This is a genomic window from Aeromonas sp. QDB30 (genome assembly GCF_027707645.1).
GTDB classification, from domain to species: Bacteria; Pseudomonadota; Gammaproteobacteria; order Enterobacterales; family Aeromonadaceae; genus Aeromonas; species Aeromonas caviae.
The window spans coordinates 30821-46118 of sequence record NZ_JAPCIY010000004.1 but is presented as its reverse complement, the minus strand read 5'-3'; the positions used below and the strand labels follow the sequence as shown (position 1 = coordinate 46118).

Below are 15298 nucleotides of genomic sequence, written 5' to 3'. Positions count from 1 at the left end.
TGACCTTATTCAGACTGCTCTTCTCCGAACCAACAGATATTGCGAGCAGCCATAATGAGCTCACCTGCCTTCTCGGCGGTCAACTCTTCGATGTCGGCAAGGTCATCGATACCTTGCTCTGCCAAATCTTCCAGGGTGCCGACACCGCGAGCGGCCAGGGCATAGGCCATTTCACGGCCGAGGCCGGAGAGATTGAGCAGTTCTTCGGAAGGCTCGACGCCTTCAAAGGATTCTTCTTTGGCCAGGGCCTTGGTGGTCAGGGCATCCTTGGCACGCTTGCGCAGCTCTTCGACCATGTCTTCATCCAGACCGTCGATGGCCAGCAGCTCGTTGACCGGGACGAAGGCAATCTCTTCCAGGGTGGAGAAGCCCTCTTCCATCAGCAGGCCGGCGAAATCGTCGTCGATATCGAGGGTGCTGGTGAACAGGTTCATGATGCGGTCGTTCTCGGCCTGGTGCTTGGCACGCATGTCCTCGACGGTCATCACGTTCAGTTCCCAACCGGTCAGCTGGGAGGCCAGACGCACGTTCTGACCGTTGCGGCCGATGGCCTGGGCCAGGTTGGCGGCTTCCACGGCGATGTCCATGGTGTGGTTGTCTTCATCGACGATGATGGAGGCCACATCGGCTGGCGCCATGGCGTTGATCACGTATTGGGCCGGGTTGTCATCGTACAGCACGATGTCGGCACGCTCACCGCTCAGCTCGGCGGAGACGGCCTGAACGCGGGCACCACGCATGCCGATACAGGCACCGATCGGGTCGATACGACGATCGTTGGTCTTCACCGCGATCTTGGCGCGGGAACCCGGATCACGGGCAGCGCCCATGATTTCAATCATCTCTTCGCCGATTTCCGGCACTTCGATGCGGAACAGCTCTTTCAGGAAGTCCGGGCTGGAGCGGCTGACGAACAGCTGGGAACCACGGGCTTCCGGACGCACGGCGTAGAGCAGGCCACGGATACGGTCGCCGGGACGGAAGGTCTCACGGGGCAGCATGTCGTCACGGAAGATCACGGCTTCGGCATTGCTGCCCAGATCCAGGATCACGTTGTCGCGGTTGCTCTTCTTGACCACGCCGCTGATGATGGTGCCTTCCTTGTCCTTGAACTGGTCAACGACTTGGGAACGCTCAGCCTCGCGCACTTTCTGCACGATGACCTGCTTGGCGGTCTGGGTGGTGATACGGTCGAAGGTCACAGAGTCAATCTGGTCTTCAACATAGTCGCCGATCTGGATATCCGGCTGCTCGATCTGAGCGGCTTCGAGAGTGATTTCCCCGTACGGGTTCTCCATGGAAGCCTGATCGGCCACCACGACCCAACGGCGATAGGTGTCGTAGTCACCGGTCTTGCGATCGATCTCGACACGCACTTCAATCTCGCCTTCGTATTTTTTCTTGGTCGCAGTCGCCAGCGCAGTCTCCAGAGCCTGGAAAATCTTCTCGCGGGGGACAGCCTTCTCGTTGGACACAGCGTCAACGACCAGCAAAATCTCTTTATTCATATCCGATAGCCTCGTTAACCAAAGTTCGGCACTATGTTCGCTTTTTGGATATTGGTGAAAGCCAACACCTCGTCCTTACCATCTACCGTCAGAGTGATCATGTCCCCCTGCACGGCTTTGATTACGCCTTTGAACTTGCGGCGGTTGTTTGTTGCCATCCGAAGCGTTACCGCCGCCTCCTGGCCAACGTATTTTTCGAACTGGGCGACCTTGAACAGTGGACGATCCAGACCCGGGGAAGACACCTCAAGGTAGTACTCCTCGGTGATGGGATCTTCGACATCCATGATGGCGCCGACCTGGCGGCTCACCTCGGCACAGTCTTCCACCGTCACGCCTTGCTCCGAGTCGATGAAAACGCGCAAGGTCGAGTGCTTACCCGCACGGATAAACTCGATACCCCACAGTTCAAAACCCAAGGCAACGACCGGAGCCTCGAGCAGATCGGTCAAACGTTGTTCCAACGTAGCCAAAGTCACCCTCCGAAAAACGAAAAAAGGGCATATAGCCCAGATAGAAATAGATTCAGAGTAAATTGCACATAACAAAAAGCCCCGATGTCAAATCGGGGCTTGGCGCTTTACCCTGATTGTCGCCTCGCAGCGACCGCCTTCCTGAGCGTAGGAAATGCGTGAAATTTGGTTGCGGGGGCCGGATTTGAACCGACGACCTTCGGGTTATGAGCCCGACGAGCTACCATGCTGCTCCACCCCGCGTCCGAAATCGTGCGAGATTATAGCCACTTCACTCTCGTGAGACAAGACTCAGCGGCTATAACATCCCGGTTACCCGGGTTCACTGCTTAATTGGTGCCGTGGGCGGGACTCGAACCCGCACACCCTAGAGCACTACCCCCTCAAGATAGCGTGTCTACCAATTCCACCACCACGGCAAAACTCTTATTCGGGAACGTCAGTATCTTTCTTCACTGGCGCTTTGCTCTGCTCAACTTGTTGAGTCTGTTGCAGATTTTCCCATTCACTACCCTGTTTGACCTTGTTGCTGGACATGGAACCCAGAACCAGACTAATCAAGAAAAACAGAGTAGCCAAAATCGCTGTTGTGCGGGTCAGGAAACTTCCTGAACCACCGGAGCCGAACACTGTATTCGATGCCCCTGCGCCGAAGGAGGCGCCCATATCAGCCCCTTTACCTTGCTGAATCATCACCAGACCAATCAGAGCCAGCGATACCAGCAGATAAACGACCAAAAGAATCTCGTACATTTAACTTGCACCCTTTGCCGCTTCAACTATTCCTAAAAACGCCTCGCCATCAAGACTTGCCCTGCCTATCAGACCGCCATCAATATCGGGCTGCGAAAACAAATCTTGTGCATTGGCCGGTGTCACGCTCCCACCATAGATGATTCTGACTTTCTCACCTATTACCGGAGTATCCTCCGCCAAGCGACCGCGAATAAAGGAATGAACCTCTTGTGCCTGCTCGGGTGTGGCGCATTTACCTGTACCTACAGCCCAGATTGGCTCGTAGGCGATGATAGCATTATCGAAAGCCATCGCGCCATTTTTCTCTATGACGATGTCCAGTTCCTCGGCAATCACCTCAAAGGTTCTTCTTGCCTGCCTCGCCGCGCCTGACTCACCCAGACAAAGTATGGGTATCAGACCTGCTGCTCTGACTGCCGCAAACTTCTCTGCGACGATGAAACTGGTCTCACCAAAGAGACGCCTGCGCTCGGAGTGGCCAACAAGTACATATCGGCAACCTGCCTCGACCAGCATCTCACACGAGATTTCACCCGTATAAGCGCCCTGTCTGTGCTGGCTCACGTTCTGAGCCCCCAGCTTCACTCTTCCCTGCTCACCGAGCAGTTCGGCTGTGAAACCGAGATGCACATGGGATGGACACAAGACCACATCTACGTCTTCATCAATGCACTCTGTGCACTGACTCGTAAACTGCTCTAACTGCGACCTACTACCGTGTAACTTCCAGTTGGCTGCTACAAACGGCTTGCGATGTCCCATCGGCAACTCCCTTGCGAAAGCGGGGCTGATAATATCCAGAGGATGCTCAGCTGACAAGTGCTATTTTCAAATTTTCGAATCGTTTGAACAAGATACAACCAAGGCGACTAAAAAGCCGCCTTGGTTGTTCATTAAAACGCCGACTCGACCTGTTTGGCGATGCGCTCTGCCATATCGCGCACCTGCTGTTCGTGTTCACCTTCGACCATGACCCGGATCAGGGGCTCGGTGCCAGATTTGCGCAGCAGCACCCGGCCACGGCCGGCCAGTTCCTGCTCCACTGCCGCCACTTCCTGCTGAACGGCACCGGAGGTCAGCGGATCCTTGCCTTCGGCGAAGCGCACATTGACCAGCACTTGCGGGAACTTGCTCATGCCCGAACGCAATTTGGCCAGCGGCATCTCGGCACTGCGCATGGCCGTCAGCACCTGCAGGGCGGCGACGATACCATCCCCCGTGGTGGTCTGATCCAGGCAGATGATATGACCGGAGTTTTCGCCCCCGATGCGCCAGCCCTTCTCGTTCATCATCTCAAGCACGTAGCGGTCACCCACCTTGGCACGGGCAAAGGGGATGCCCAGGGTCTGAAGTGCAAGCTCCAGCCCCATGTTGGCCATCAGGGTGCCCACCACACCGCCCTTGAGGCGGCCATGGCGCAGGGCATCCCGGGCGATGATGTAGAGGATCTCATCCCCGTCGATGATGTAACCAGTGCTGTCCACCATCACCAGACGGTCGCCGTCACCGTCGAAGGCGACGCCGAGATCTGCCTTGCATTCCTGGACCTTGGCGGCCAGCGCCTCCGGTGCTGTGGAACCGACACCGTCATTGATGTTGAGCCCATCCGGGCTGCAGCCGATGGCGATGACTTCGGCACCCAGCTCGCGGAAGACGGAAGGGGCGATGTGGTAGGTGGCACCATGACCGCAATCCACCACCATTTTCAGCCCTTCCAGGCTCAGATTGGAGGGGAAGGTGCTCTTGCAGAATTCGATGTAGCGACCAGCCGCATCATCAATGCGCTGCGCCTTGCCAAGCTCCGCGGACTCCACGCACTTGAGTTCGTTGTCGAGCTCGGCTTCGATGGCCAGCTCGACATCATCGGGCAGCTTGGTGCCGTCGGCGGAGAAGAACTTGATGCCGTTGTCGTAATAGGGGTTGTGGGATGCACTGATGACGATGCCGGCTTCGGCACGGAAGGTGCGAGTCAGGTAGGCAACCGCCGGGGTGGGCATGGGTCCCATCAGTATGGCTTTGAGACCGGCGGCGGAGAGCCCCGCCTCCAGTGCCGACTCCAGCATATAACCGGAGATACGGGTATCCTTGCCGATCAGCACCTTCTTGGTCCCTTTCTTGGAGAGCACCTTGCCGGCGGCCCAGCCCAGTTTCATGACGAAATCCGGGGTGATCGGGTATTCACCCACCTTGCCGCGCACGCCGTCGGTGCCGAAGTACTTTCTGGTCATTGTCTGTTTCTCGTTTTTCTATTTGGATATGAAATCTTGTCCCGTCATGGTCATCCAGCCTGTACGCAAGACATCCATGGTGGCCCGCACGTCGTGCACCCGGATGATCCTGGCGCCATGTTGCAACCCGATCAGGGCACAGGCCAGACTACCAGCCAACCGCTCGGCTACCGGGCGGTCAAGCAGGTTGCCTATCATAGACTTTCGTGACATGCCCACCAAGAGCGGAAGTTGGTAATCGAGCAGTGACGCCTGCTGTGCCAGCAGCTGATAGTTGTGCGCCAGCGTCTTGCCAAAGCCATAGCCTGGATCCAGTACCAGATGCTCACGCGGGATACCGGCCCCCAGACAAGCGGCAATCCGCTCGTCAAAGAAGGCTCTCACCTCCCCCAGCAAATCGTCATAGTGCGGCTCCACCTGCATGGTACGGGGCTGCCCCTGCATGTGCATGAGGCATACCGGTACGCCAGCCTCGGCCGCCGCGCCCAGCGCTCCCGGCTCTTGCAGGGCGCGGACATCATTGATGAGGTGACCACCTGCAGCACAACCCTCCCGCATGACAATCGCCTTGGAGGTATCGAGGGAGATCATCACATCCAGCTCGGCGACCATGCGCTCCACCACGGGGATGACCCTGTCCAGCTCCTCCTGCTCGCTCACGTCGGGGGCGCCCGGGCGGGTCGACTCGCCACCTATATCGATAAGGGTGGCCCCATCGGCCACCATGTCGCGGGCATGACTCAACGCCAGATCGATCTGCTTGAAGCGGCCACCATCTGAAAAGGAGTCCGGCGTCACATTGAGAATGCCCATGACATGGGGACGGTCGAGAGAAAGGGGACGTCCCTTGCTGATTAACTGCATTGCTTCAACTACCTCCAACAAGAGCGGCAAACTCTTCGTGCAAAGAAAAACCCCGGGCAAGCCCGGGGTTTGTATCATGACAACTTATTTGGCCGGGACATCGTTCGCCTTGTCGATGTCACTCAGAGGTGCACTGCCCTCTTCAGTCGGCGCCTTGGCCTCCGGCCCGTTGTTCACGCTGGCACCACCTTGCGGGGTGTCACCATGCTCATCATGCCAGTTGCTGGGAGCACGGACCTCGCGACGCGCCATCAGATCATCGATCTGCTTGGCATCGATGGTCTCGTACTTCATCAATGCATCTTTCATGGTGTGCAGCACATCCATGTTGTCCAGCAGGATCTGCTTGGCACGATCGTAGTTGCGATCGATGACCTGCTTGACCTCTGCATCGATGATGCGGGCGGTATCGTCAGACATGTGCTTGGCCTTGGCCATGCTGCGGCCGAGGAAGACTTCACCATCCTCTTCTGCGTAAAGCATGGGGCCGAGACGCTCGGACATGCCCCACTGGGTGACCATCTTGCGAGCGATGTCGGTGGCACGTTCGATGTCGTTGGATGCACCGGTCGATACCTTCTCGGCACCGTAGATCAACTCTTCCGCCAGACGACCGCCATACAGGCTGGAGATCATGGACTCCAGATGCTGCTTGGAGTGGCTCCAGCGATCCTGCTCCGGCAAGTACATGGTCACACCCAGCGCACGGCCGCGCGGAATGATGGAGACCTTGTAGACAGGGTCATGATCCGGCACCACGCGACCAATGATGGCGTGACCCGCTTCGTGATAGGCCGTCATCTCCTTCTCGGACTCTTTCATCACCATGGAGCGACGTTCCGCCCCCATCATGATCTTGTCCTTCGCCTTTTCGAACTCCAGCATGGAGACCACTCGGCGGCTCTCGCGAGCAGAGAAGAGGGCAGCCTCGTTCACCAGGTTGGCCAGATCGGCACCGGAGAAACCAGGGGTACCACGGGCAATCAGCGCCGGATTGACGTCATCCGCCAGCGGTACCTTGCGCATGTGCACTTTCAGGATCTGCTCACGACCGCGAACATCCGGCAAGCCGACCACGACCTGGCGGTCGAAACGACCTGGACGCAGCAGCGCAGGATCCAGTACGTCGGGACGGTTGGTGGCGGCGATGACGATGATGCCCTCATTGCCTTCAAAACCATCCATTTCAACCAGCATCTGGTTCAGGGTCTGCTCACGTTCGTCGTGACCACCACCCAGACCGGCGCCACGCTGGCGACCGACCGCATCGATCTCATCAATGAAGATGATGCAGGGGGAGGATTTCTTGGCCTGTTCGAACATGTCACGCACCCGGGAGGCACCGACACCCACGAACATTTCCACGAAGTCCGAACCTGAAATGGTGAAGAACGGCACCTTGGCCTCGCCTGCAATGGCTTTGGCCAGCAGGGTCTTACCGGTACCGGGAGGACCTACCAACAGGACGCCGGTCGGGATCTTGCCACCCAGCTTCTGGAATTTGGTCGGGTCACGCAGATAGTCGACCAGCTCCTTGACCTCTTCCTTTGCCTCGTCACAACCAGCTACGTCGGCGAAGGTAGTCTTGATCTGATCTTCGCTCATCAGGCGAGCCTTGCTCTTGCCGAACGACATGGCACCCTTGCCGCCGCCGCCCTGCATCTGACGCATGAAGAAGACCCAGACACCGATCAGCAACAGCATCGGGAACCAGGAGATGAAGATGGACGTGATCAGAGATGGTTCTTCCGGCTTCTCACCCATCACTTTGACGTTATGGTTGAGCATGTCGTTGAGCAGTTGGGGATCCGGCGCAGGAATGATGGTGGTGAAACGTTCACCGGTGCGCTTGACGCCATTGATGACCTTGCCATCCATCCGCACTTCACGGATCTGCTCCTGGGTCACTTCTTTCACGAAGCTGGAATAGTCCAGCTGGCGACTGGTGGTATCGCTGGGGCTGAAGCTATTGAACACCGACATCAGCACGACGGCGATGACCAGCCACAGGATTAGGTTTTTCGCCATGTCACTCAAATCAATGACCTCGCAGACTGACAGTTAACGATGAGGGTTAGGGTACTACAGTTTAAAACCGGTAGCCACAATGTAGACTTCTCGTGAACGAGCACGGGACGAGTCTGGTTTTCGAATCTTGACGACAGAGAAAAGTCTACGTATTTCATTGAGATAGGCATCAAACCCTTCCCCCTGGAACACCTTGACTACAAAACTGCCATTACTGCTCAGGACCTGATTGCACATGTCCAGCGCCAGTTCCACCAGGTACATGGCACGGGCTTGATCCACCTGCTGGGTACCGCTCATGTTGGGCGCCATGTCGGACATGACGACATCCACCTTGTCGGGGCCGACTCGCTCCAGCAAGGCGCCGAGTACAGTTTCCTCCCGAAAGTCCCCTTGCAGGAAATCGACACCGGCAATGGAATCCATCGGCAAAATATCACACGCAATGACGCGCCCCTTGTCACCAACCTGGTCGATGGCAAATTGGGACCAGCCACCGGGAGCAGCCCCCAGGTCCACTACCGTCATCCCCGGCTTGAGCAGCCGGTCTTTGCCCTGGATCTCATCGATCTTGAAAACGGCGCGAGAGCGCAGTCCCAACTTCTGGGCTTTCTTGACGTATTGGTCGTCGAAATGTTCTTTTAACCAGCGGGTTGAACTGGGGGAACGTTTTTTCTGGGTCATGATTGTCGACTTTAAAAAACCACAAGGGTTATTAGTATTAAGGGCTAAGTGGGGGTAGAATACGCCCCTTTCAACCCTGACTTATGAAGAAATTGCCATGATTCTCAACAATAAACAGAAACAGTACCTCAAGGGCCTGGCCCACAGTCTGAAGCCGGTCGTCCTGCTGGGACAACACGGTCTGACCGAAGGGGTGCTGGCCGAGATCGATCTGGCCCTGAACCACCACGAGCTGATCAAGGTTAAGGTTGCGTCTGAAGATCGTGAGATGAAACAGCTGGTGATGGATGCCATCGTTCGCGAGACCGGCGCCATCAAGGTACAGAGCATGGGCCATGTACTGACCATCTACCGTCAGGCCAAAGAGCCCAAGATCCAGTTGCCGCGCAAGTAACAGGAAAGAGCATTCGCTCTTTCCTTCATTTCCCTTCTTCCCAAGTCGCTTGCCAAAATAGTTGCCAGGCCCTTAACCTGCGATGAATAGCCGTGGACACCCACTATGGACAAGCATCAGCTCCTCACCGATGAAGAACTGGCCATGCTGCGGGACCTGGGAAACGATGAAGACATTGCCACCAGCCAATACCTGCGCGGCACCCTGCCCCTTCCTCTCCAAAGCCTGTTGCAGCGAGCCAAGCCTCTGACACTCGAAGCCCGCATCGCCGGCTACCAATTGCGTTTCCCGCTCCACTGCACCCAGGCAGAGGAGGGCCACGCCGAGCTGCGCATCGCCGCGCCGACCATTACCGAGCTGGGTTCGCCCCATCTGCGCGCCTGGCGACTCGACGAAAAGGCCGTGCTCTGCACCGAAGACGCGGAGTACGAGGTATACAGCCTCTCCCTTGGCGGTCTCATCGTGGCCGGCTTGCCGGACGCCTTTGCCAAGGGAGATCCACTTGGCGGATACCTTCGCATCGAGGATCTCCCTCCCTTGGCCATGACAGGCACCCTCGTCAGGCACGTGGATGCCAATCAACATCACCATGACTGGGCCGTCCAGTTCCGGCTGGGCAAGGAGGATCAGGAACAATTGCGGGACTGGCTCTTCCAGCGCCACCAGGACGCCTTCGTCCAGGCCTATCAGGGTGACTAAAGACAACAGGGGAGCCCGGCTCCCCTGTCTCTTTCCCCGACGTTCAATCAGAGATAGGCAACTTCCAGGATCTCGTACTCCACATCGCCACCCGGCGTCTTGACGATGGCAACGTCATCCACTTCCTTGCCGATCAGGGCACGGGCAATGGGGGAGTTCACAGAGATCATGTTCTGCTTGATGTCCGCCTCGTCGTCTCCCACGATGCGGTAGACCACTTCCTCTTCCGTTTCACTTTTGAGCAGGGTCACGGTTGCGCCGAAGATGACGCGGCCATTGTTGGCAATCTTGGTGACATCGATAATCTGGGCATTGGAGAGCTTGCCTTCAATTTCCTGAATGCGGCCTTCACAGAAACCCTGCTGCTCGCGGGCGGCATGGTATTCGGCATTTTCTTTCAGATCGCCATGTTCACGGGCATCAGCAATCGCTTCGATAATCTGGGGACGCAGCTCGGTCTTGAGATAATCGAGCTCTTGACGCAGCTTTTCAGCGCCGCGAACAGTCATCGGAGTATGATTCATAGTCGAAACCTGGGTTGCTTTATAAAGAGAAGCTGCGGCAATCAAAAGAGAGCCGCAGCTGTCGGTTCGGATGGGGCATCTTAATATGAAGCCGCCACAAAATCCATGTCAGCCCCTGCGAGCGGGATCCCGCTTTGGGCCAGCGTTACTTGGATTCCGAGACGCCAAGCGGAGCCGACACCGTCGGTTTGCCCTGCATGATGGCGATCTCGACACGTCGATTCATGCGCCGATTCTCCGGGCTGTTGTTGGGCACCAGCGGCTGGGAATCCGCCATCCCTTGCACCACCAGACGATTGCCGTCAAAACCGGGCACCTTGATCATCTGGTGGGCAACCGCCACCGCCCGCTGGGACGAAAGCTCCCAGTTGGACTGGAACAACTCGTCCTCGGTGGCCACATTGTCGGTGTGGCCGGAGACGGTGATCTCCCCCGGCACATCCTTGAGCAGCGCAGCCACCTTGCGGATCACCGGCCAGAACTGGGGTTGCAGGAAGGCGGATCCCGCCGGGAACGCCGCTTTCTCGCGAATGCGAATGATGATCTGCTGACCCAGCGCCTCTATCTCGATGGCCCCATCCTGGATCTGGGCCTGCATCTGCTCCGCCAGTGCCTTGGCCAGGGTGTTGGACTGTTCCTGCGCCTTCTGGGCCTCCTGGGCGGTATCGCCACCGCTCTGCTGGCCTTCGGTCTTGTCATGTCCACCCGCCTTGTCCGCATCCCCAGGCTGGAAATCCAGCTCGGTCTGGGTCATGTCGATGGTCTGCTGCATGATGGTGTCAATAGGCGTCGGCTCGGGGCGACCAGGACGAAACTCCTGGGCGATGACCGAGGTTCCCTTGGGGATATCCTTGACCTCCAGGATGTTCTGTACCCCGAACGCCTTCTCCATGGAACCGGCGATCTGCTTGAACTTCTGCACATCCATCTCGGCAAAGGAGAGCAAAAGCACGAAGAAGCACATCAGCAGAGACATGAGATCCGCGAAGGTTCCCATGTAACCGGGCAATCCGGGAGGCGGGCACTTGCACTTTGCCATCTGTGCGCTCCTATTCGGTCCCGTTGTTGCGTTTGGACTGATTCAGGTAGTTCTGCAACATGGCCTGGATCACCCTCGGGTTCTGTCCATCCTGGATCCCCATGATGGCGTCGAGGATCAGGGTGCGACTCAACTGTTCCTCGCCACTGCGCAGTTCCAGCTTGTCCGCGATGGGGATGGCAATCATGTTGGCCTCGATTGCGCCATACAGGGTCGTCAGCAAGGCCACCGCCATGGCCGGACCGATGGATTTGGGGTCGCTCATGTTGGCCAGCATGGCCACCAACCCCACCAGGGTACCGATCATGCCCATGGCCGGACCGAGATCCCCCAGGGAGCGGAACACCTTGATGGCCGTGGCGTGACGCTCGGACGTCAGTTCGATGTCCTTCTCCATCACCGCACGCACCACGTCGGCATCATGGCCGTCCACCAGCATGTCGATGCCCTTCTTCATGAAGGTATTGGGGATCTCCGCCGCCTCCAGAGCCAGAAAGCCCCCCTTGCGGGCCGCATCCGCCAGTTCCACCGCCTTGGTGATGAGATCGTCGAGCTTGTCCCCCTTGTACATGAAGGCCTTGCCCGCGACCTTGAAGGCCATCAGAAACTGACCGAGGTTGAACTTCATCATGCAGATGAACACGGACCCCAGTATGGTGATGTAGACCGATGGCATGTCCACATACATGCTCATGGGGCCGCCCAGCAACATGCCGTACACCACGACCCCGAACCCCAGCACTAAGCCTATCAGACTCCCTAAATCCACATCCCTACTCCTGTCGCCGAACGTGCCGTCTAATTATATTGCGTTGAATTTTCTGCTATTGCGCCCCCGGCAGCAAGCCCGGTACACCGCAATCGCCGATCGGCAATGCGTGGTTGCATGCCCGTTCTTATCGGCCATGGTCAGGATAGTTTGAGGACGCCGCGTTTTTCTGCCTCCCCCCTGTGGCCGGTCGATGTTAAGATGAGCCGTTTTTTTCAATCCCCGAGGATGGACATGGCCAGTAAAAAAATCGACCGTCTGAGTTTTGATGCCACCCTGGAAGAGCTGGAAACCATAGTGCATCAACTCGAACAGGGCTCGCTCCCCCTCGAGGAGGCACTCAAACAATTCGAACAGGGCATCCATCTGGTGCGCGCCGGCCAGCAGAAGCTGGAACAGGCCGAGCAGAAGATCCAGATCCTCCTGACCCAGGCCGATGGCAGCGAGCAAGCGGTCCCCTTTCGAGCAGAACAAGGAGAGGAGTGAGTGACCCTGGACGATTTCTCCCGCCTGCATCGGCGCCGCATCGACGACTGCCTCTCGGCACAGCTTGACGCCCTGCCCGCCATGGCGCCACGTCTGCGGGACGCGATGAAATACGGCCTGCTGCTCGGTGGGAAACGGGTGCGCCCCTTCCTGGTCTATGCCGTCGGCGAGATGCTGGGCGTCAAGAGCGAACTGCTGGATGGCCCCGCCGCCGCCGTGGAGTGCATTCACGCATACTCCCTCCTGCACGACGACCTGCCCGCCATGGATGACGACGACCTGCGTCGTGGTCAGCCCACCGTACACAAGGCCTTCGATGAAGGCACAGCCATCCTGGCGGGCGATGCCCTGCAGACCCTGGCGTTTTCCATTCTGGCCGACCACCCCATGCCCGATACATTGATGGCCAACCGGGTGCGGATGCTGAGTGCCCTGGCCCGCGCGTCCGGCTATCTAGGCATGTGCGGCGGTCAGGCACTGGATCTGGACGCCGAAGGGCGCCGGATCAGCCTCGCCGAGCTGGAGCAGGTGCACCGCCACAAGACAGGGGCCCTCATCGAGTGCGCCGTGACCCTCGGCGCCCTGTGCAAGGCTGACGTGGAACCCGCCACCCTCACCGCCCTGCAAACCTATGCCGCCGCCATCGGACTCGCCTTCCAGGTGCAGGACGACATCCTCGACATCACGGGCGATACTGCCACCCTGGGCAAGCCGCAAGGCTCGGATCTGGCGCTGGAAAAGAGTACCTATCCGGCCCTGCTCGGACTCGACAATGCCCGTGAGCTGGCTCGCGAACTGCATGACAAGGCCTTAACAGCCCTGCAATCCTTGCCCTACAATACCGACATTCTGGAAGCGTTTGCCGATTACATCATCGAGCGAACCCACTAAACGCTGGATAACAGTAACAATATGAGCGTTGATATTAGCGATTTCCCCAACCTGGCCCTCGCGGACACGCCGGTCGATTTGCGATCCCTCCCCTTCGAGCGGCTGCCCGTGGTGTGCAACGAGCTGCGCGAGTATCTGCTGCGCTCGGTGAGCCGCTCCAGCGGCCACTTCGCCTCCGGCCTTGGCACCGTCGAGCTGACGGTCGCCCTGCACTATGTCTACAACACCCCCTTCGATCGGCTGGTGTGGGACGTAGGCCACCAGGCCTATCCCCACAAGATCCTGACCGGACGACGGGAGCGCATTCACACCATTCGCCAGAAAGATGGCCTGCACCCCTTCCCCTGGCGGGAAGAGAGCGAGTACGACGTGCTCAGCGTGGGCCACTCCAGTACCTCCATCGGGGCGGCACTCGGCATGGCGGTGGCGGCCGAGAGCGAAGGGCTTGGCCGCAAGGTGGTCGCGGTCATCGGTGATGGCGCCATCACCGCCGGCATGGCCTTCGAGGCCCTCAATCACGCCGGCGACGTCCACAAGGACATGCTGGTGGTGCTCAACGACAACGAGATGTCCATCTCCGAGAACGTGGGGGCCCTGAACAATCACCTCGCCAGGCTGATGTCCGGCAAGCTCTACACCACCATTCGCGAGGGGGGCAAGAAGGTGCTGGCGGGGCTGCCGCCGGTCAAGGAGCTCGCCAAGCGGGCCGAGGAGCACCTCAAGGGCATGGTGGTACCGGGTACCTTGTTCGAGGAGTTCGGCTTCAACTACATCGGCCCCATCGACGGTCACGACATCCATGCCCTGGTCGAAACCCTGCGCAACATGCGCAATCTCAAGGGTCCCCAGCTGCTGCACGTCAAGACCAAGAAGGGCAAGGGCTACGAGCCGGCGGAAAAAGATCCCATCGGCTATCACGCCGTCCCCAAATTCAACCCGGATGACTGTGCCCTGCCCAAGAGTGCCGGTGGCAAACCCACCTTCTCCGCCATCTTCGGTCAGTGGCTGTGCGATATCGCCGCCAAGGACGAGCGCGTGGTCGGCATCACTCCCGCCATGCGCGAAGGCTCCGGTCTGGTGAAATTCAGCCAGCAATATCCGGATCGCTACTTCGACGTGGCCATCGCCGAGCAACATGCGGTCACCTTCGCCGCCGGTCTCGCCATCGCCGACCAGAAACCCGTGGTCGCCATCTATTCGAGCTTCCTGCAACGGGCCTATGACCAGCTGATCCACGACGTGGCGCTGCAGAACCTGCCGGTGCTCTTCGCCATCGACCGGGCCGGTCTGGTGGGGGCCGACGGCCCGACCCATCAGGGGGCGTTCGACATCAGCTTCCTGCGCACCGTGCCCAACATGGTGGTGATGACCCCGTCCGACGAGAACGAGTGCCGCCAGATGCTCTACACCGGCTATCTGTGCAACGGGCCAGTGGCGGTGCGCTACCCCCGTGGCAGCGGCACCGGTATCCAGGCCGAGAGCGAGATGCAGGCCCTGCCCCTCGGCAAGGGACGCGTCGTTCGCGAGGGCAAGGGGACCGCCATCCTGGCGTTCGGCACCCTGCTGCAACAGGCCAGAGCAGCCGCCGAGGCGCTGGATGCCACCCTGGTGGACATGCGCTTCGTCAAACCCATGGACGAGGCGCTGGTGCTCTCTCTGGCCGCCTCCCACGATCAGTTCGTCACCCTCGAGGACAACGCCGTCATGGGCGGTGCAGGCTCTGCGGTGAACGAGCTGCTGATGGGCTGCAAGCAGTGCAAACCGGTGCTCAACCTCGGCCTGCCGGACCGCTTCATCGAGCAGGGCACCCAGAATGAGATCTACGCCCTGCTGGGGCTGGACAGCGTGGGCATTCAGACCCGCATCGAGAGCTGGCTGCAGGCCTGACAAGGGTTATCGCAAGCAATAAAAAAGGGCGCCTTATGGCGCCCTTTTTTGTTATTCACTGTGCCAGA

General features: G+C 58.7%; 16 protein-coding genes and 2 tRNA genes. 5 read left to right on the top strand and 13 right to left on the bottom strand.

Translation table 11 applies throughout. From position 1 onward, the window contains the following. Positions 1–5: 5 nt before the first annotated feature. The 10 genes from nusA to rlmE form a co-directional block, all read right to left on the bottom strand. Positions 6–1508 (bottom strand): transcription termination factor NusA, encoded by a 1503-nt coding sequence (nusA, locus tag PG896_RS02160; protein ID WP_010675369.1) that lies wholly within the window; start codon positions 1506–1508, stop codon positions 6–8. A gap of 14 nt (positions 1509–1522) precedes the next feature. Beyond that, a complete protein-coding gene (gene rimP, locus PG896_RS02155; RefSeq protein WP_010675370.1) occupies positions 1523–1981 on the bottom strand; it encodes a ribosome maturation factor RimP in 459 nt (152 codons plus the stop codon). A gap of 166 nt (positions 1982–2147) precedes the next feature. Continuing rightward, a tRNA-Met gene (locus tag PG896_RS02150) sits at positions 2148–2224 on the bottom strand. 91 nt (positions 2225–2315) lie between these two features. Then, positions 2316–2400, bottom strand: a tRNA-Leu gene (locus PG896_RS02145). A 7-nt stretch (positions 2401–2407) separates the two neighbouring features. Beyond that, a complete protein-coding gene (gene secG / locus PG896_RS02140) occupies positions 2408–2734 on the bottom strand; it encodes a preprotein translocase subunit SecG (protein ID WP_010633113.1) in 327 nt (108 codons plus the stop codon). Continuing rightward, positions 2735–3499: a triose-phosphate isomerase gene (tpiA, locus tag PG896_RS02135; RefSeq protein WP_227263461.1), complete on the bottom strand. Its 765-nt coding sequence runs from the start codon at positions 3497–3499 to the stop codon at positions 2735–2737. 131 nt (positions 3500–3630) lie between these two features. Continuing rightward, positions 3631–4965, bottom strand: coding sequence for a phosphoglucosamine mutase (gene glmM / locus PG896_RS02130; RefSeq protein WP_069652095.1), 1335 nt, complete (start codon positions 4963–4965; stop codon positions 3631–3633). An 18-nt stretch (positions 4966–4983) separates the two neighbouring features. Then, a complete protein-coding gene (gene folP, locus PG896_RS02125; RefSeq protein WP_161469851.1) occupies positions 4984–5829 on the bottom strand; it encodes a dihydropteroate synthase in 846 nt (281 codons plus the stop codon). A gap of 84 nt (positions 5830–5913) precedes the next feature. Then, complete coding sequence (gene ftsH, locus PG896_RS02120) at positions 5914–7866, bottom strand: ATP-dependent zinc metalloprotease FtsH (RefSeq protein ID WP_039040290.1); 1953 nt, start codon at positions 7864–7866, stop codon at positions 5914–5916. A gap of 45 nt (positions 7867–7911) precedes the next feature. Continuing rightward, on the bottom strand, positions 7912–8541 hold the full coding sequence (rlmE, locus tag PG896_RS02115; protein ID WP_010675375.1) for a 23S rRNA (uridine(2552)-2'-O)-methyltransferase RlmE: 630 nt from the start codon (positions 8539–8541) through the stop codon (positions 7912–7914). A gap of 97 nt (positions 8542–8638) precedes the next feature. Here rlmE and yhbY point away from each other — a divergent pair, with 97 nt between their 5' ends. Then, entirely contained in the window at positions 8639–8935 is a 297-nt protein-coding gene (gene yhbY / locus PG896_RS02110) for a ribosome assembly RNA-binding protein YhbY (RefSeq protein WP_010675376.1), read from the top strand. A 105-nt stretch (positions 8936–9040) separates the two neighbouring features. Beyond that, positions 9041–9634 carry a PilZ domain-containing protein gene (locus PG896_RS02105; RefSeq protein ID WP_161469850.1) on the top strand — a complete coding sequence of 198 codons (594 nt, stop codon included), beginning with the start codon at positions 9041–9043 and terminating at the stop codon, positions 9632–9634. Positions 9635–9681: 47 nt separating this feature from the next. Here PG896_RS02105 and greA read toward each other — a convergent pair whose 3' ends face one another. From greA to pomA, 3 genes are all read right to left on the bottom strand, one after another. Continuing rightward, positions 9682–10158 carry a transcription elongation factor GreA gene (gene greA / locus PG896_RS02100; RefSeq protein WP_010675378.1) on the bottom strand — a complete coding sequence of 159 codons (477 nt, stop codon included), beginning with the start codon at positions 10156–10158 and terminating at the stop codon, positions 9682–9684. A gap of 145 nt (positions 10159–10303) precedes the next feature. Continuing rightward, entirely contained in the window at positions 10304–11197 is an 894-nt protein-coding gene (locus tag PG896_RS02095; RefSeq protein WP_042878323.1) for a flagellar motor protein MotB, read from the bottom strand. A 10-nt stretch (positions 11198–11207) separates the two neighbouring features. Beyond that, positions 11208–11966, bottom strand: coding sequence for a flagellar motor protein PomA (pomA, locus tag PG896_RS02090; protein WP_029314770.1), 759 nt, complete (start codon positions 11964–11966; stop codon positions 11208–11210). 234 nt (positions 11967–12200) lie between these two features. Between pomA and xseB the strand changes: the two genes are divergently transcribed. The 3 genes from xseB to dxs are packed head-to-tail and all read left to right on the top strand — an operon-like array spanning position 12201 to position 15230. Then, positions 12201–12452, top strand: coding sequence for an exodeoxyribonuclease VII small subunit (gene xseB, locus PG896_RS02085; RefSeq protein WP_010675381.1), 252 nt, complete (start codon positions 12201–12203; stop codon positions 12450–12452). Then, complete coding sequence (gene ispA / locus PG896_RS02080) at positions 12453–13343, top strand: (2E,6E)-farnesyl diphosphate synthase (RefSeq protein WP_041215676.1); 891 nt, start codon at positions 12453–12455, stop codon at positions 13341–13343. 21 nt (positions 13344–13364) lie between these two features. Continuing rightward, positions 13365–15230: a 1-deoxy-D-xylulose-5-phosphate synthase gene (gene dxs / locus PG896_RS02075; protein WP_270835336.1), complete on the top strand. Its 1866-nt coding sequence runs from the start codon at positions 13365–13367 to the stop codon at positions 15228–15230. Positions 15231–15298: the final 68 nt, after the last annotated feature.